The 17115-nt window shown below is 57.5% G+C and carries 18 protein-coding genes; 6 read left to right on the top strand and 12 right to left on the bottom strand.

Translation table 11 applies throughout. The features are described from left to right. Positions 1-54: 54 nt before the first annotated feature. Positions 55-2250: an excinuclease ABC subunit UvrB gene (gene uvrB, locus GG681_RS08105; RefSeq protein WP_153546913.1), complete on the bottom strand. Its 2196-nt coding sequence runs from the start codon at positions 2248-2250 to the stop codon at positions 55-57. A gap of 205 nt (positions 2251-2455) precedes the next feature. Between uvrB and GG681_RS08100 the strand changes: the two genes are divergently transcribed. Both GG681_RS08100 and GG681_RS08095 read left to right on the top strand, forming a co-directional pair. Continuing rightward, the gene (locus tag GG681_RS08100) at positions 2456-2767 is read left to right on the top strand and encodes an ETC complex I subunit (protein WP_153546911.1); all 312 of its coding nucleotides are present in this window, start codon (positions 2456-2458) and stop codon (positions 2765-2767) included. 122 nt (positions 2768-2889) lie between these two features. Next, the gene (locus tag GG681_RS08095) at positions 2890-3876 is read left to right on the top strand and encodes an MYG1 family protein (RefSeq protein WP_235899783.1); all 987 of its coding nucleotides are present in this window, start codon (positions 2890-2892) and stop codon (positions 3874-3876) included. On the opposite strand, the gene GG681_RS08090 is transcribed toward GG681_RS08095, so the two are convergent. Continuing rightward, complete coding sequence (locus GG681_RS08090) at positions 3873-4412, bottom strand: hypothetical protein (protein ID WP_153546909.1); 540 nt, start codon at positions 4410-4412, stop codon at positions 3873-3875. The two genes, GG681_RS08095 and GG681_RS08090, sit on opposite strands and share 4 nt — an antisense overlap. A gap of 287 nt (positions 4413-4699) precedes the next feature. Here GG681_RS08090 and GG681_RS08085 point away from each other — a divergent pair, with 287 nt between their 5' ends. Both GG681_RS08085 and GG681_RS08080 read left to right on the top strand, forming a co-directional pair. Continuing rightward, positions 4700-5668 (top strand): ABC transporter substrate-binding protein, encoded by a 969-nt coding sequence (locus tag GG681_RS08085; RefSeq protein ID WP_153546907.1) that lies wholly within the window; start codon positions 4700-4702, stop codon positions 5666-5668. 201 nt (positions 5669-5869) lie between these two features. Further along, positions 5870-6349 carry a GNAT family N-acetyltransferase gene (locus GG681_RS08080; protein ID WP_153546905.1) on the top strand — a complete coding sequence of 160 codons (480 nt, stop codon included), beginning with the start codon at positions 5870-5872 and terminating at the stop codon, positions 6347-6349. Between the two features lie 67 nt (positions 6350-6416). Here GG681_RS08080 and katG read toward each other — a convergent pair whose 3' ends face one another. Continuing rightward, entirely contained in the window at positions 6417-8579 is a 2163-nt protein-coding gene (katG, locus tag GG681_RS08075) for a catalase/peroxidase HPI (RefSeq protein WP_153546903.1), read from the bottom strand. Between the two features lie 133 nt (positions 8580-8712). On the opposite strand from katG, the gene GG681_RS08070 reads away from it, so the two are divergent. Next, positions 8713-9606 (top strand): hydrogen peroxide-inducible genes activator, encoded by an 894-nt coding sequence (locus tag GG681_RS08070; protein WP_153546901.1) that lies wholly within the window; start codon positions 8713-8715, stop codon positions 9604-9606. Positions 9607-9612: 6 nt separating this feature from the next. On the opposite strand, the gene GG681_RS08065 is transcribed toward GG681_RS08070, so the two are convergent. Then, complete coding sequence (locus GG681_RS08065; RefSeq protein ID WP_153546900.1) at positions 9613-9960, bottom strand: DUF779 domain-containing protein; 348 nt, start codon at positions 9958-9960, stop codon at positions 9613-9615. Positions 9961-10324: 364 nt separating this feature from the next. Then, the gene (locus tag GG681_RS08060; protein WP_235899781.1) at positions 10325-10717 is read right to left on the bottom strand and encodes a hypothetical protein; all 393 of its coding nucleotides are present in this window, start codon (positions 10715-10717) and stop codon (positions 10325-10327) included. A gap of 209 nt (positions 10718-10926) precedes the next feature. On the opposite strand from GG681_RS08060, the gene GG681_RS08055 reads away from it, so the two are divergent. Then, complete coding sequence (locus GG681_RS08055; RefSeq protein ID WP_153546896.1) at positions 10927-11502, top strand: Crp/Fnr family transcriptional regulator; 576 nt, start codon at positions 10927-10929, stop codon at positions 11500-11502. Positions 11503-11530: 28 nt separating this feature from the next. Here GG681_RS08055 and GG681_RS08050 read toward each other — a convergent pair whose 3' ends face one another. The 7 genes from GG681_RS08050 to GG681_RS08020 form a co-directional block, all read right to left on the bottom strand. Next, complete coding sequence (locus tag GG681_RS08050) at positions 11531-11986, bottom strand: YHS domain-containing (seleno)protein (RefSeq protein WP_153546894.1); 456 nt, start codon at positions 11984-11986, stop codon at positions 11531-11533. Between the two features lie 102 nt (positions 11987-12088). Further along, positions 12089-12526 (bottom strand): c-type cytochrome, encoded by a 438-nt coding sequence (locus GG681_RS08045; RefSeq protein ID WP_153546891.1) that lies wholly within the window; start codon positions 12524-12526, stop codon positions 12089-12091. Positions 12527-12533: 7 nt separating this feature from the next. After that, entirely contained in the window at positions 12534-13400 is an 867-nt protein-coding gene (locus GG681_RS08040; RefSeq protein ID WP_153546889.1) for a copper resistance D family protein, read from the bottom strand. A gap of 2 nt (positions 13401-13402) precedes the next feature. Further along, entirely contained in the window at positions 13403-13744 is a 342-nt protein-coding gene (locus GG681_RS08035; protein WP_153546887.1) for a copper resistance CopC family protein, read from the bottom strand. Between the two features lie 11 nt (positions 13745-13755). Next, positions 13756-14190 (bottom strand): c-type cytochrome, encoded by a 435-nt coding sequence (locus tag GG681_RS08030; RefSeq protein ID WP_328593307.1) that lies wholly within the window; start codon positions 14188-14190, stop codon positions 13756-13758. 830 nt (positions 14191-15020) lie between these two features. Beyond that, positions 15021-15725 carry a GntR family transcriptional regulator gene (locus GG681_RS08025; protein ID WP_153546885.1) on the bottom strand — a complete coding sequence of 235 codons (705 nt, stop codon included), beginning with the start codon at positions 15723-15725 and terminating at the stop codon, positions 15021-15023. After that, positions 15722-17083, bottom strand: a complete 1362-nt coding sequence (locus GG681_RS08020; RefSeq protein ID WP_328593306.1) for a formimidoylglutamate deiminase — start codon at positions 17081-17083, stop codon at positions 15722-15724. The genes GG681_RS08025 and GG681_RS08020 overlap by 4 nt, the downstream gene beginning before the upstream one ends. Positions 17084-17115 lie beyond the last annotated feature (32 nt).

The following is a 17115-nucleotide window of genomic DNA, read 5'->3' as shown; positions in this document are numbered from 1 at the left end:
ATCGTCAAGGTGGTGTCTGCTGATTTAAATATGCGAAAATGTTTGGTTGTTTTTTCAAGAAAACTTCTTCTGAGACTTGCCTCTATACGCCCGTGTGCCGGCTTTCCCCCCTGTAGATCGACCGCGTGATTTCACGGCGCTCTCGGCTGCGGCATCAATGGCGGATTGGCGGGCCAGCGGGTCGTCTGACACAGCGAGATCCACCGCCTCAAGCCGTTTGACCTCATCGCGCAGGCGGGCGGCTTCTTCGAACTCGAGGTTTTCGGCGGCCTTGCGCATGTCGTCGCGCAGACCGGCCAGATGGGCTTCGAGATTGGCGCCATGCATCGGTTTGTCGATGGTGGCGGTGACGCGGTTCATGTCCACGTCGCCCTCATAGAGCCCGGCCAGAACGTCCTCGACGTTTTTCTTCACGGTCGCGGGGGTGATGCCGTGTAGCGTGTTGTACGCCATCTGTTTTTCGCGGCGGCGGTTGGTTTCGCCAATGGCGCGCTCCATCGAGCCGGTGGTCTTATCCGCATACATGATCACCCGGCCTTCGGCGTTTCGAGCGGCGCGGCCGATGGTCTGAATGAGCGAAGTTTCAGAGCGCAGGAAGCCTTCCTTGTCGGCGTCGAGAATGGCGACAAGACCACATTCGGGAATATCCAGCCCCTCGCGCAAGAGGTTGATCCCCACCAGCACGTCAAAGGCGCCAAGGCGCAGATCGCGCAGGATTTCGATGCGTTCAATGGTGTCGATATCTGAGTGCATATAGCGCACTTTGATACCCTGTTCGTGCAGGTATTCGGTCAGATCCTCGGCCATACGTTTGGTGAGCACGGTGACAAGGGTGCGAAAGCCTTCCTCGGTCATGCGGCGGATTTCATCCATAACATCATCGACTTGCGTCGCGATGGGGCGGATTTCCACCGGAGGATCCAACAGGCCGGTGGGGCGGATCACCTGCTCGGTAAAGATACCGCCGGATTGCTCCATCTCCCAGTTTGCCGGGGTGGCGGAGACAAAGACCGATTGCGGGCGCATGGCGTCCCATTCTTCGAACTTCAGTGGGCGGTTATCCATGCAGGAGGGCAGGCGGAAGCCGTGTTCAGCCAGCGTTGATTTACGCCGGTGGTCGCCGCGATACATGCCGCCGATCTGGGGCACCGAGACGTGGCTTTCATCGGCAAAGACAATCGCATTGTCGGGGATGAATTCAAACAGGGTGGGGGGCGGCTCACCCGGGGCGCGGCCGGTGAGATAGCGCGAGTAGTTTTCAATGCCGTTGCAATAGCCGGTGGCTTCAAGCATTTCGAGATCAAACTGGGTGCGCTGTTCCAGCCGCTGGGCTTCTAACAGCTTGCCTTCGTTGTTCATCAGGTCGAGCTGTTTGCGCAGCTCGTTTTTGATCGAGACAATTGCCTGATTAAGCGTGGGTTTGGGCGTTACATAGTGGGAGTTCGCATAGACGCGGATCTGGTCAAATGTGCCGGTGCGTTCGCCGGTCAATGGATCAAACTCGGTGATCTGTTCCAGTTCCTCGCCAAAGAACGACAGTTTCCAGGCGCGGTCTTCGAGGTGGGCGGGGAAGATTTCCAGCGTGTCGCCGCGCACCCGGAACGAGCCGCGCTGAAACGCCTGATCGTTGCGTTTATATTGCTGCGCCACCAGATCCGCCATGATCTGGCGCTGATCATAGTCTTCGCCCACTTTCAGATCCTGGGTCATGGCGGAATAGGTTTCCACTGAACCAATACCGTAGATGCAGGAGACCGAAGCAATGATGATCACATCGTCACGTTCCAAAAGCGCCCGCGTCGCGGAGTGGCGCATACGGTCGATCTGTTCGTTGATCTGGCTTTCTTTTTCAATGAAGGTGTCGGAGCGCGGCACATAGGCTTCGGGTTGGTAGTAGTCATAAAAGGAAACGAAATATTCGACCGAGTTTTCCGGGAAGAAGCCTTTGAACTCGCCATAAAGCTGCGCCGCCAGGGTTTTGTTGGGGGCCAGAATGATCGCCGGGCGCTGGGTTTCCTCGATGATTTTTGCCATCGTAAAGGTTTTGCCGGTGCCCGTTGCGCCCAAAAGCACCTGATTGCGCTCGCCGTCTCTGACCCCTTGTGACAGCTCGGCAATGGCTGTGGGCTGATCGCCTGCCGGATCAAACTGGGTCTGCATCTCAAACCGTTTGCCGCCTTCCAGCTTGGGACGGCGGGCTGCAGCGCGATCAACCATCATCGGCTGCATATCGGGATGGGTGTGGGACATAAGCGACTCCTTTGGCGGAGGTGATTTTGGTCCTTATTTGTTCTTCTTCAAGGGCGATAATGGCCAAAGCTGTGGAAATCTGCGCATTCCGGGGTAAATCCCCTGTGTGCGGCTCAAATGCGCGCTATTTGCCATCTTGATGGGGGGCGCGTGCTGGCGCATATAGGGGGCACGGGAATCCCTTAGCCACTGCCAGGAGAATATCATGCGCGCACGTATCTACCGTCCAGCCAGAAATGCCATGACATCGGGAATGGCCAAGACACGCAGCTGGGTGTTGGAATATGCGCAAGGCAGCGCCCGTGAGGTGGATCCGCTGATGGGCTGGACCTCAAGCGATGATACCCAGACCCAGGTCAAGCTGAAGTTCTCCAGCAAAGAGGCCGCGCTGGATTATGCCCGCGATCACGGTATTGACGCGCAGGTGGTTGAGCCCAAGCCGCGCAAGGCCAATATCCGCGCCGGTGGTTATGGTGAGAACTTTGCCACCAACCGCCGCGGTGCCTGGACCCACTAAGCCTGTTTTTATTGGCTGCTGCGCTATTGCGGCGGCCGCTTTCCTGTCAGGGCGCGCTTGCCAGTTTGCTGTGACACGGGCATAAGGCGCAAAACCCATCAATGCACTGTGCGGGCGACCCAATGGTCGCCTTTTTCATTGCCCGGCAAACGGATCGTGACACCATGTCAAACACTGCCTCAATTTCTTACCTTGTGACCCACTCCGGGGGCTTTCACGCGGATGAGGTGCTGTCCTCTGTGATTTTGACCACGCTTTACCCGTCGGCCGAACTGGTGCGCAGTCGCGATGCCAAATGGATCAGCCCGGCAGAGGATCGCATCATCTATGATGTGGGTCGTGAATTTGATGCGGCGCGCCAGATCTTTGATCACCACCAGAAACCGGTGCCGCTGCGCCCCTGTGATGAGGGGGAGACAGCGCAGCCTTTTAGTTCCTTTGGTTTGATCTGGGCGCATTACGGTCTGGAGTATCTGCGCGCGCTTGAGGTACCCGAGGCGCATCTGGAAGATATTCACGCGTCCTTTGATCGTGGCTTTGTGCTGCCGATTGATCTGATGGACAATGGGGTGATGAACCCGGGCGAAGCCGGGCCGATGCTGGCGGGGCTGACCCTACCTGCTTTGATCGAAAGCCTGAAGCCCGTGTTTGATGACACCACCGAAGATGGCGAAGACCGCGCCTTTGGTCAGGCGCTGGAGCTGGCACGCCAGCTGGTTGAGGCCAGCATTCGCCGCAAACTGGCCAAGCGTCGCGCCGAAACCATGGTGCGTGAGGCGATCACAGCCACCGGCGCGGGCAAGGTGCTTGAACTGGCGATGGGCATGCCGTTTCGCTCTGCTGTGGAAGACATGCAGGCGGATCATCTGTTGTTTGTGGTGCACCCGCGCGGCGATGACTGGACGCTGACCACCATCCGCAAGGGCGGCGACACCTTTGAAAACCGCGCCGACCTGCCCGAGGCCTGGGCCGGGTTGACCGATGGCGATCTTGAAGCAGCCTCTGGCGTTCAGGGCGCGAAATTCTGCCACAACGGCCGTTTCATTGCGGTGGCCGACAGCCGTGAGGGGATCCTCAAGATGGCAGAACTTGCGGTGGCGGCGGTTTAAGGTGTTGCGCTGCGCCTGAAATGGCGTGTGATGGAATAGAGCAACAAACCAGCGAGTGACAAAAGCGCTGCGTAGCCGAGATAGGTTGCAGCGAAGTAGATCAGGCGCAGACCGTCTTTGAAGCCGGGTGCGCGCAGATACGCTTGTGCTTCGGCAACCAAGACTAGGAAAACGACAGAGAAGACGGGCACGAGCAAACCCAGATACAATCCCCAAAATGACAGTCTGCTGAGCATTGGGGTGTGCATGGCGTTTAGCCGTTCCTGTAGCCATGTGATGGCGCCACAAATCAGCAGCAGGCCAGAGATTTGCATCAATGTCATCCATGGAAGCCCCGACGTGATGTCGCGCACTGTTTCATTTGTGATAAAAACAGCATCCATCCTGTTGGACGCGCTGCTGGCCGTAACAGCAATGGCACATAGGCCAAAGCCAAGCGCGGCGGCGACAAACAAGATCGCAATATCCGAACGAAGCCAGCGCGCCAGCACAGGTGGTGTAAGTGTGATCAGCAGAAAAATAAGTGTCGGGGTCATAGCAAATGTTGTCTTGATCAATGTCTGCGACCCTAGGTTGTGCAACCCTTAGGTGCAAATGACGCTTTCGTGCGAAGCCCTGTATCCATGCTGTTTCTTTGGCTTTCTTCATCGCAAAGCACGGGATGAGCAGAGCCATCGCAAAGTTTTTTCCTGTTTTCGTTCGAAAACGACCCATTTGGGTCAAACGTAATATTGCTGAATCATCAGTGTCATATGGGTGTTGCAAAGCAGGCACTATTTCGGCGGCAGCTTTGTGCTCAAGTCTCAAATGTTGGAGTATCCCGATGAAGACACTGCTGTCTGCTACCGCTTTGGCCCTGTTGGCCACTTCTGGTCTGGCCGAAACCCTGACCCTTTATACCTCGCAGCCCAATGCGGATGCGCAGCGTACCGTTGATGCGTTTGAAGCCGCAAACCCCGGCGTTGATGTGGAGTGGGTGCGCGATGGCACCACCAAGCTGATGGCGCGTCTGCGTGCCGAGATCGAAGCGGGCAGCCCGCAGCCGGATGTGCTGCTGATTGCGGATACCGTGACACTGGAAGGCATGGCGCAGGCCGGGCAGCTGCTGGCGTATAAATCGGATGAGGCGCAGGCCTATGATCCGGCGCTTTATAGCGCGGATGGGTTTTATCACTCGACCAAGCTGATCACCACCGGCATCGTTTATAACACCGGTGTTGAGAGCGCGCCCACCTCATGGGATGATCTGGTGGATCCGGCGGTCAAAGGCCAGATCGCAATGCCATCGCCGCTGTATTCAGGTGCTGCGCTTATTCACCTTGCAACCCTGACCGGTGACAAGGATCTGGGCTGGGATTACTACAACAAGCTTGCCGACAATGACGCCCGCGCCAAAGGCGGCAACGGTGGCACCTTTAAGGCGGTTGCTGCGGGCGAAAAGCCCTACGGCATGGTTGTTGATTTCCTTGCCATCCGCAACAAAGCGGAAGGCTCCCCTGTTGAGTTCGTCTTCCCCGAAGAAGGCGTGTCTTATGTGACCGAGCCGGTTGCGATCCTGTCGACCGCCAAGAACGTGCCTGCGGCGCAGAAGTTTGTTGATTTTGTGCTGTCGCAGAACGGTCAGGATCTGGTTCTGGAAATGGGCTATATCCCCGCGCGCAATGACATGGGTGTACCAGCAGGTTTCCCAGCACGTGACGAGATCAAACTGATGGCGTTTGACCCGGCCAAGGCGCTGGCGGATGCAGATGCCAACAAAGCCAAATTCGCGGATGTGTTTGGCGCTGAATAATTTCGCTCCCCCCACGCGATAAGTCAGGCAGCCGGCCCTTTGGGTCGGCTGTTTGCGTTTTGGCGGTAGCTTCGGGCGAAGTGCCTGTTTTTTTGACAGGTTTGTGCTGGTGTTGGCGCTGTAGCGAGACGGTTACAAAACTGACAGCGCTTTGCCACAGGTTGTGTGTTAGGGTTGTGCGAGATTTGAAGGACCGTGAACATGATTGATATTCGCCTGGCTGACCCTGCCGCACCCGAATTGCAGGATTTGCTGCAGTCGCATTTTACGCATTCCACCGCCAATTGCCCGGATGAAGCCAATCATACTTTGGATGCCAAGGCGATGCGGGCAAAGGGGCTGCAGTTCTGGGCCGCCTTTGACGATGCGCGCGCAGTGAGCTGCGGCGCGCTGTTGCCGTTGGACGATGGCAGCGTTGAGGTGAAATCTGTTCATGTTCTCGAGGAGATGCGGGGACGTGGCATTGCCCGGCAGATGATGGAGCACCTGGCCGAGGAAGCCTATGCGGCAGGCCACAGCGCTTTGGTTCTGGAGACTGGTTCAGAACAATGTCCAGGCTATGATGGGGCGCGGGCGCTCTATGAGGCGTTGGGCTATGAATATTGCGTGCCCTTTGGCAGCTATGAGGCGGATCCCGCATGCGTGTTTATGCGGCTGAAACTTAAACAGCGGGCCGCCTGAGGCAGCCCGCTGATACGTGATTTTGAGATGATATCAGGCGGTGGAGTGGAACACCGCCTGTGTTGTTTTAAGCAAGATCAAAACGATCCGCGTTCATCACCTTGGTCCAGGCGCGGGCGAAATCAGCGACGAATTTGCCCCCATTGTCGTCTTGCGCGTAGACCTCAGCATAGGCGCGCAGGATTGAATTGGAGCCAAACACCAGATCCACCCGGCTGGCGGTGTATTTCACCGCACCGCTTTGGCGATCCTTGATGTCATAGCTGTTGCGCCCGGTGGGCTCCCAGCTGTTGTTCATATCGGTGAGGGTGACAAAGAAATCGGTGCTGAGCGCGCCGACACGATCGGTGAACACGCCTTGCGTATTGTCGCCGTGATTGGCGCCGATGACGCGCAGACCACCAATCAGCACGGTCATTTCTGGTGCGGTCAGCCCCATCAATTGTGCCCGATCCAGCAGCATCTCTTCGGGAGTGACGGCGAAATGCTCTCGCTGCCAGTTGCGGAACCCATCGGCAAAGGGCTCGAGCACCGCAAAGCTTTCGACGTCGGTTTGCGCATCTGTTGCATCCCCGCGACCCGGCGCAAAGGGCAGGGTGAGATCAAACCCTGCGGCCTTGGCGGCCTGTTCCACCCCAATATTGCCCGCAAGTACAATGACATCGGCAACACTGACACCCGCATCATCGGCGATGGGTTCCAGCACAGAAAGCACCCGGGCCAGACGTTCGGGCTCATTGCCTTGCCAGTCTTTTTGCGGCGCAAGGCGGATGCGGGCGCCATTGGCGCCGCCGCGCATGTCAGAGCCACGGAAGGTGCGGGCGCTGTCCCAGGCGGTGGTGACCATATCCGCAACCGACAGCCCGGCGTCAGCGATCTTTGCCTTCAGCGCATCCACATCATAGCCGGATGGTCCCGCATCAATCGGATCCTGCCAGATCAGATCTTCGCCGGGGATTTCCGGGCCGATGTAGCGGCTTTTGGGGCCCATATCGCGGTGCAGCAGTTTGAACCAGGCGCGGGCAAAGGCGTCGGAAAATGCTTCTGGGTCTTTGGCAAAGCGTTCAGAGACTTCGCGAAACCCCGGATCCAGTTTCAGTGCCATATCAGCGTCGGTCATCATTGGATTGACCCGGATGGATGGGTCTTCGACATCCACGGGCTTGTCCTCTTCGGCGATGTTCACCGGCTCCCACTGGGTTGCGCCTGCGGGGGATTTGACCAGCTCCCAGTCATATTTGAACAACAGCTCAAAGAAACCATTGTCCCATTTGGTGGGTTCGGTTGTCCACGCGCCTTCAAGCCCCGAGGTCACAGTGTTGCGCCCGATGGAGCGTGTCTGGTTGATCTGCCAGCCAAGCCCCTGTTCGTGCAGTTCTGCGCCTTCGGGCTCGGCCTCGATCAGTTCGGCGTTGCCATTACCGTGCGCCTTGCCGACAGTGTGACCCCCGGCCGTAAGCGCGACGGTTTCCGCATCGGTCATCCCCATGCGCGAGAATGTCACCCGCATGTCCTGGGCGGTTTTCAGCGGATCTGACACGCCGTTGACGCCTTCGGGGTTCACATAGATCAGCCCCATCACCACTGCCGCCAGCGGGTTATCAAGGCTTTCGCGTGTGTCGTCCTCGTCGTAGCGGGTTGAGGTTAGCCAATCCTGTTCCGAGCCCCAGTAGATGTCCTGTTCCGGGTGCCAGATGTCAGCACGGCCAAAGGAGAAGCCAAAGGTTTTCAGCCCGACGCTTTCGTAGGCGACATTGCCCGCCAGCAAAATGAGATCCGCCCAGGACAGCGCGTTGCCGTATTTCTTTTTGATCGGCCAGAGCAGGCGGCGCGCCTTGTCGAGGTTGGCATTGTCGGGCCAGGAGTTGAGCGGCGCAAAGCGTTGGTTGCCGGTGTTGCCGCCACCGCGCCCATCAGAGGTGCGATAGGTGCCCGCCTGATGCCAGGCCATGCGCACCATCAGCCCCGCGTAATGGCCCCAGTCCGCAGGCCACCAGTCCTGACTGTCAGTCATCAGCGCGGTGAGATCGGCCTTCAGCGCGTCAACATCAAGGGATTTCACCACCTCGCGGTAGTCAAAATCCGCATCCATCGGATCGCTTTTGCGGTCGTGTTGATGCAGGATGTCCAGTTTCAGCGTTTTGGGCCACCAGGCGGTGACCGATGAATTGCTCTCGGTGTTGGCGCCGTGCAGTACCGGGCAGCCCTGTGATGCGTCATGTCCGTCCATAGCTCTCTCTCCTCGCTGTGTATGACCTTGGCCGCGCCCCGCTGTCTGGGGATGACCCTGGCTGTTAAGACGCTAACAAGCTCAATTGATAAAATTAAGTTGCTTTAATTCATTGCCGTGATAGGAAAATCTTATGATTAATATCACACTCCGCCAATTGAGGTATTTCGAGGCGCTGGCACAGCAAGGGCATTTTGGTCGCGCAGCGGATGCGGCAGCGGTGTCGCAGCCTGCATTGTCGGTGCAGATCAAGGAATTAGAGACCACGCTGGGCCAGACGTTGATTGAACGCGGGCCGCGGTCTGTGCGGCTTACGAGCTTTGGTCAGGCGTTCCGGCTGCGGGCGCAAGAAATCCTGCGTTCGGTGGATGAGCTGGGAGATCTGGCCCGCGCCATGGGCGACGGGCTGGCGGGGGCCCTGCGGCTGGGGGTGATTCCCACGGTTGCGCCCTATCTGTTGCCCAAAGTGGTGCAGGGCATTCAGCGCGCATATCCGCAGGTAGAGCTGCGCATTCGTGAAAGCCAGACCCAGCAACTCGTGCAGGCGCTGAAAGATGGCGCGCTGGATCTGGCGATTGTGGCATTGCCCATCGGGGATGCGGGTTTTGTCGAAGAGGCGTTGTTTGAAGAAGAGTTCGTGCTGGTGCGCCCACGTGCGGATGCAGAAAAACCGGTGCCGGGGCGTGATCAGCTGCGCGAAATGCAGCTGTTGCTGCTGGAAGAAGGCCATTGTTTTCGTGAACAGGCCTTGAGCTTTTGTGAGTTGCGTCCGAGCCAGCCGCGCGAGGTGATGGATGGCAGCGCGCTGTCCACATTGGTGCAGATGGTGAATGCGGGGCTGGGGGTGACGCTTCTGCCGCAGATGGCGGTCAATATTGAAACCCGCTCGGCGGATGTGGCGGTGACATCCTTTGGCGCGCCGCAGCCCAGCCGCCAGATTGGTCTGATCTGGCGACAGAGCACGCCGATGGATGCAAAGCTGCGGGCACTGGCGGATCAGTTGCGCCGCATCTGCGCGCCTGCATAGGTCGGGTTACGCGCTGGGTGAGATAATGCGTGCTTTGGTCAGAAACCGGGTGGTGCGGCCATTATCAAGGCTGAAGCCATCACCGCTGCCGGGGCCTGCATCGATGATCAGCTGTGAGTTTTCCCAGATCCCGGCAATCGAGGGTGAGGCCCAGACGCCCGCGCCATCGGCTTCGCCGAGTTTCACATCATTGGTGCCGATAAAGGCGCTGTTTTCCGTGAAACACATGGCGCCAGTCCCATCGCAGCACCCCGCCGAGAGCTGAAACACCACATTGCCATGTTCGGCGCGCAATTCCGCAAGCAGGGCGCGGCCTGCCTCGGTGATCACAACTTTTTCCAATTGTTCCGCCATCAGATCTCCTCCCTCTGTGTGTCTTTGAAATTTAAGTGCTGTGGAGCTTGAACCAAGCGCGACCAAAGTCCCAAGGATTTTAGGGTCACATTTTCGTGGCGCACTGTCAGCGGTTGGCGAGGGTATCACCCTTCACTTGCGCCCGTCAGCAAGCGTAGTGAGGGGGCAGCTGCAGATAAGGGGCGCAATCCTGCGCGAAGCTCCCTGCGGTGCGGAAAATGGCAGTTTGAGTCCGCTTTGACCGATGCTGCGGTCTGCGTGAATGTCGACAACACGCGCGGAACCTGTGACTTTTGCGTATTAACAAAGCTTTACCACTAGTCCCGAAATGCGCATTCGAGAACCAGCAGGGAGCAGAAATAGCTCAATGATGCGGATCGGCGCTCAACGCGATCTGTAAATGATGTGCCTGATGATGGGCACCGATTGTCATGACCCCATAGAAACCCAGACCTACCACCCGCGCAAGATCGGCCTCAGAGGTCACAGTGATGTGCATGATGGCACCGGACATCGTGACCTCGGTGTCAATGTTCCAGCCTGTCTCGGTCGCAAGCATCGGCGCATGGGCTACTGTCATCCGCTGAATTGCTCCAACGGTTTCGCCTTCGCCCAAGGCCGTGAGCGCCACAGTCAAACCGTTTGTTTCCGCTGTGGCCTTGGCCCGGGTGGTCACAAGATCCATGTCCACTAGGTGGTTTTGCAAGGCGCTGATATTTACTTTGGTCCAATCCGTTTCAGGATCATCGAGCAACACCTCAACGATCTCGGCAATCGCGGCGAAGGATGATTGTCCAACCTCCCTTGGAGCATTTTGGTTGTGGTGTGCGTGTTGAGCAAAAGCAGAAGAGGTGGCGAGCGTTAGAAAAACGCAAAGCGAGAATTTGAACATGGAGTGACCGATTTTTTGTTGTGGCTCGATCTGTGATAGACCCGTCGCACCGAAACAAATATGATTGAAATCATATGTTGCCTGTACCTTTTGATCTCTTGCATGACGACGCGCACATGTGTTTGGCCTTGGCAAAGGGCGATCACGTCTTTCGTCAGGGGGACGAGACAAGAGGTGTATTCTTCGTTATTTCGGGTGCGATTTGCTTGACCCGTATTACCGAAGCGGGGACTGTAGTAACCCTGCACAATGCCTTGGCGGGCAGCATGTTTGCGGAAGCTTCGCTCTATTCCGGTCATTACCATTGTGATGCGGTAGCAACCGCGCAGTCTCAGGTTATTCGCCTTTCAAAGCACGCCATCCAGACACGTCAGCGCAAGGACGCTGCGTTTTCTGAAAGCATAACAAGGTTGTTGGCGACGCAGGTGCAAGAGTATCGTCAGCTTTTAACGCTTCACGCCGTCAGATCTGCGCATGAGCGAGTCTTTCAGGCGGTGGCGTGCGGTCTGTTGCAGGGTTCTGTCACCCAGTTTGCAAGCCAGATCGGCCTTACCAAAGAGGCCTGCTATCGCGCGTTGAAAGATCTGACCGACCAGGGGGCCTTGCGCAAAATAGGGCGCGGAGAATACGTGCTGCGCAAGTCCTCGTAAGCGCCGAACAGTCCCATTGCCATCCGGATTACCTGAGGATGTCCGGCCAATTGCGCAAGCCGGCAGCGATATTTCCCGGAACGTCGCGCAGCCAAAGCTCCTGCGCACGCATGCTGGCATTCAGGTAGAGTTTGCCCTCGTAGATGGTCCAGGCCTCGGGGATCGTTGGCGCAAGATAACCACGAGACGCCGCAAAGGCGCAGTATCCACCGAACACAGGAGCATAAGCTTCTGGGGTTGCTGCGAACGTGTTTGCGTTAAGCCTATTGGCAAAACGCCATTCTGCACCATTCCAACGCCTTGCATGTGCCGCCGCGCCCAATATCGGTTTCTGCTGCTCGAAATAGGCGATTGGATCGACGGCATTCATCGCGACCGGGTTTTGGAACACATCGGGTTCGCGTGCCAAGGCAACTGACGGTAAAACGATAACCGCAGTTGGTGCAGTGGCTAGTAGTCCGAGCGTTTGACGGCGTGTCAGCATGGTTCGGTCTCCTTGTTTGGACTAAGTTCATACTTCGCGGAAGTGCTTGTTGCAGCCGTGCTAACTTGAATGTGATGCAAAGCAGGCCCGACGCCCAATGGACTATTCGTGCACAGGGTTTCGCCCGGCTTGGATGTCTTGCACTGGCTCCGGCCAGGTTGAGCGGACAAAGGCAAGAATATTCCAGATCTCCTCATCCGTCAGCATTCCACCAAATCCCGGCATCCCGCTGGCAAACCCCGTGACCCCACGTGCGGCCAGCGCGCCCTCTCCACCCAGTTTGGTATATTCAAACAACAATTGGTTGTCGTGGTGCCAGGTGTGCCCCGTTTCGTCATGGGGCGGCGCAGGGAGAATGCCGTTTTCATCTGGTGTTCGCCAATTCGGCCGCCCTTCGAGTTTGGCTCCATGGCACGACGCACAGTGTTCTGCGTATAGAGCTTGCCCATTTATCACATCGCGATTGTCCAACTCGTGAGCGGCGAAGGATTGGCTCGGGGAAATACATAAAATCAAAACGGGCGTAAATCTTGTGATCATGATGGCCTCAGCTTGGCAGAGTAAGCACACTGGTTAATGTGGCGGTGGCTGCAAGTACCGCCAGAATGACCAGTGTTTCGATTTGAATGGACAGTGCCAGATGCCGCGCGGCAGCGGCCTCTCCAGCCTGCATGGCAGGGACAAAACGGAGCTTATTTGCCGCAGCTAGCGTCAGCACCACGGCAACAAGTGCGAGCTTGACCAGCAAGGCTTGTCCATATCCTGTGCCAAACAAGGCCGTCAGTGAGCCTGTCAGCATCCAGCCCATAATGAGACCGGCCAATATCAGAACAGGGACGATGATCGTTGCAACTCGGCCAAAATGATGGCCGAGCTGTGTTGCTGGGGTAAGACGATCCGGTGCGCGCGACAGGTGGTGCAAGGGCGGCAAGATACCAACCCAGAAGGCAACGCCGACAAGATGCAGCAGCAAAAGAAGCCGCACAGCGAAAGTGCCAATATCAGTGACGTGACCAATCTGGGCAAACGACCAAAGCAAGAGCAATCCACCGGCCAGCGCGAGCCAATGACCATGGCTGGATATTAACAAACCGACGATGATCAATGCGCCCCCCGCGAGACGACACAAAAGCGCCTCACCTACTGGTGTCTGCCACAAAAGGCCCAGCATTTCGGGGTCAGTCATTCCATCCGCGCCACCGGTAAGAGCCGCACCTCGCAGCAAGAAACCAAACGCGGAAGCCGAAATCGCTACCACCACGAGGCCGATAGTTTGGGCGCGCATGCGTTTGGCGACACAGGCGGTTTCGCCCGCAAAGGCAATCTGGACGATCACCAAGCCGACTGCCCCCAATGCACTGACGTACAAAAATAGTTTCGTCAGGATAGCGGCCTGACCCCATATATCCGGCATGCTCACTCCACCGTAAACGTGAAGTCGCCTTGCATCACATGACCATCGACCCCCAGCCCGCGCCATTCGATACGATAGGTGCCGACCCCCATGTCATCCAGGGGAAGCGTGAAGGCGCGATCAAAGCTCTTTTGGTCGCCCAGGTCGAGCTGCACTGTTGGGTGAACTGCATGGGTCATTTCTACCCGTGTCAGACGAATGTCATCTGCGAAGTTGAAACTAACTTCGGCGGGAACATCTGTCATCACTGCGCCATTCTCGGGGGTAGTCATATCCACGCGGGAATGGGCAAATGCGGTCGACGAAAGCGCCGCAAGCAAAGCGAATAGTGCAAGTTTTTTCATAGTCGTATCCCTCAGTTAATCCCATTGGAGCGTTGGATTTCGCGAATATAATCGATCACCATAGCAACGTCGCCACGTGTGAGACCCTCGACCGGCGGCATGTCGCCAAATCGCCAATGATGGGCGCGAACGCCTTGGGCAACAGCGCGCTGAAAGCTTTCGTCCCCGTGATGACCGGGTTCATAGATCTTGTGAATAAGCGGTGGCCCGGCCTCCGCATTGCCGACACCTTGCGTGCCGTGACACGCCGCACAGATTCTTTCAAAGATGTTTTGACCAATTGCGGTATTCCCGCTGATCTCTGGCATGGTGATCGAGACGATTGCCGTGCCAGCTGTCGGACTGGTTTGTGCGCTTTCCTGCGGTGGTTCAGGGCGAAGAAAGAAGGATGCAGCGACAGCTGCTACAACGGCAGTCGCGCCAAGGACTAGGTATTTTTTGTTCACGTGAATTCCCTAACATGCTGAATGAAACTTCGATCGCCCAAAGGGGCGCGAAAGGTCACGGCTTGCCCAAAGGCTTGGGCAAATCCCAAAGAACATGTTCAGCTGTTAGGCGGTCGTTCTAGCGTTCGGGGCCTGTTCACAGCAGCGAGCAGACCGATTTGAGCTCGAGACGCAGATTGGAGGCCCACCGGGTGAACCAAAGCTGGGAAATCGGGCAACGCCACGGCTTGGCAGAAAATCTGATCGCAACAATCATGCGTAATAAGATCGCCAACATTGTCTTCATGTGAATACGCCATCTCACGGCTGTCACTCACTCTTGCATGTTCGTGGCAATGCGCGCCAATGCAGTCAGAGGCTCCGGCATGCGCAGCACCCTCGATCAGGTTCCCGATCAAGAGCATGGCAATCAGGGCGATTACGAGTATGCCGCGCAGTATGTTCACGCCAAAAGGCTTAGCGTAAAGAAGAACCTGTTACAACATCGACACGCAGCACGTGTGGACCACCTTTTTCGGTCAGCTAAACACGTAACTTGAATAACGAAGCGCTTCGTAGGTTCATTTCAGCCACCCTGTCCCACGCCCTTAAGTATTGCGCAGGAAACAAATCCAGCGTTCCCAAGCGTATCTCGATTTTACCGCAAGGAGCCATTGGTACGACAATGCCCAACTTCTGTTTTGTCCGCAAAGCCGACCTCCGCGTCCCAACAGCACCACTGTCTGTCTTGACCAAAAAGCTGTGAAACAGATCAAAGGCTTGGGCGTTGGATCGTCCTGCAAGTTCACGTGGGACAGAGGCCACAAATCGCTTCTCGCAGGATTTCGCCCTCAACCCGTGTTTGCAGCCAGCTGATAGCCCGGTGCCGCCAGCGACTGTACCGTGGTGATCGGGGCGCTGCCGATCCAGGTGGTGCGCTCAATCACAAACAGCGCGCTGCCCTCGGGCGTATCCAGGTGGTGCGCGTTGTCAGCGGTGGCATTCATCGCAGAAAAGCGCACATCGACCCGGCTGAAGGGTTTATTGTGCACCAGCCATTCATTGGCGTTTTCGCGGGTGAGATCCACATCCAGGATTTCCGGGGTGGATTGGGTGTCGACCCAGCGATCTTCAAACACATAGGGGCGGTTGTCGGCCAGATGCAGCGCCTTGACCCGCAGCATTTCACGCGGGGTGTGCAGGCCGAAGCGCGCCATCACGCCTGTGGGCGTCTGTTCCAGCGCGCGGCTGATCAGCTGGTAGTCATATTTTGCGCCGCGCTGTTCCACCTCGCAGCGGGTAATGGGAATGTCGAAGGTGGCGCGGGTGACAGGGTCGCTCAATACATGGGTGCCGCCTTTGCGTTTACGCTCCACCAGGCCCATCTGCGCCAGATCCTGCATGGCGCGATGGACGGTGGTGCGGGCGCAGCCAAACTCCTGGGCGATGTCCTCATCGCGGGGGAGGCGATCCCCCGGCGCATAGGTGCGGCTGAGGATGCGGGCGCGAATCTGGTCGCGTACATCAGTCCAGGATAGGCGGGTTGGCTCGCTCAAAGCGTGGTCTCCAGCTGGTTTAGTGTGCGTTTGAAGCGGCAGATTATGTCATCGCGGCGGGGATGGCGACCCTGCTTCACCACATGACGGCCTGCGCTCCAGACGTCGCGGATACTGCTGGGGCCTGCGCCTGCAAAGATCAAGCTATCAAGTAGCTGATCACCCTGACGGTTGCACAAATACTGCGTGTCTGTATCAAGCGCGATGAGATCGGCCCAGGCCCCCACGCGCAGCGCACCGCTGTTGCGCCCGCCGGCCTGTGCGCCGCCCTGAACAGCGCCTTCAAACAGCACCCGCCCGGTAGAACGCTCTTGCGTTGCAAGCGCGGCACGAGAGCGATCCCGCAGCCGTTGCGAATATTCCAGGGTTTTGAGTTCTTCAAACAGCGAGATCTGTACGTTGGAATCCGAGCCCATCCCAAAACGGCCCTGCGCGTTCAGATAGTCCGTGCCGTTGAAAATCCCATCGCCCAGATTGGATTCTGTGAGCGGACACAGCCCGGCCACGGCCTGGGTTTTTGCCAGCGCAATGGTTTCTTCTGTGGTCATTTGGGTGCAATGGATCAGACACCAGCGCGCGTCCACCGCGTGGTTGTTCAACAGCCATTCGGTGGGGCGCGCATTGAGATGGGCGCTGACCTCTTCAACCTCGGCGACCTGTTCGGCCAGATGCATGTGGATCGGGCCTGTTTTTGCCTCAGCCAGCACTGTTTTTAACCCGGCGGGATCGACGGCGCGCAGCGAATGGGGGGCCACGCCAAGGGTGGCATCGGCTGCGGTCAGGGCCTTTGCGGCCTGTTCACGCAGGCGCAGAAATTGTTCGACGTCATTGCCAAACCGGCGCTGTCCACCCTGTAGTGGGCGCAGATCGCAGCCGCCGTATTGATAATGCACCGGCAAAAGCGTCAGGCCAATGCCGGTGCTGTCGGCAGCGGCAACAATACGTTGGGAGAGCTCTGCCAGATTCGCATAAGGCACCCCGTCGGCTGCATGATGCAGGTAGTGAAATTCCGCAACGCCCGCATAGCCCGCCTCCAGCATTTCCAGAAACACCATGGCGGTGATGGCTTCCACATGCTCGGGCGTGAGTTGATCCAGAAATTGATACATCAGCTTGCGCCAGGTCCAGAAACTGTCGCGCGGATCGGGGCCGCGGGCCTCGGTGAGGCCTGCCATTGCGCGTTGAAACGCATGGCTGTGCAGATTGACCGGCGCAGGCAACAGCAGATCCACGTGGTGTGTTGCCGTCCCTGTCTGCGCGCCGAGCGTGGCGATTCGCCCGCTGGGGTCAATTTCCACTTGCAGATCGCGCTGCCAGCCCGTGGCGGTAAGCGCTTGTTTTGCATGGATCACTTGCACCGGAATAACTCCATTGACATTATTATGTAGTG

This window comes from Tritonibacter aquimaris, assembly GCF_009617595.1.
Lineage (GTDB): Bacteria > Pseudomonadota > Alphaproteobacteria > Rhodobacterales > Rhodobacteraceae > Epibacterium > Epibacterium aquimaris.
Note: the sequence above shows the minus strand (reverse complement) of the source record. Positions and strands in the feature narration are given on the sequence as shown.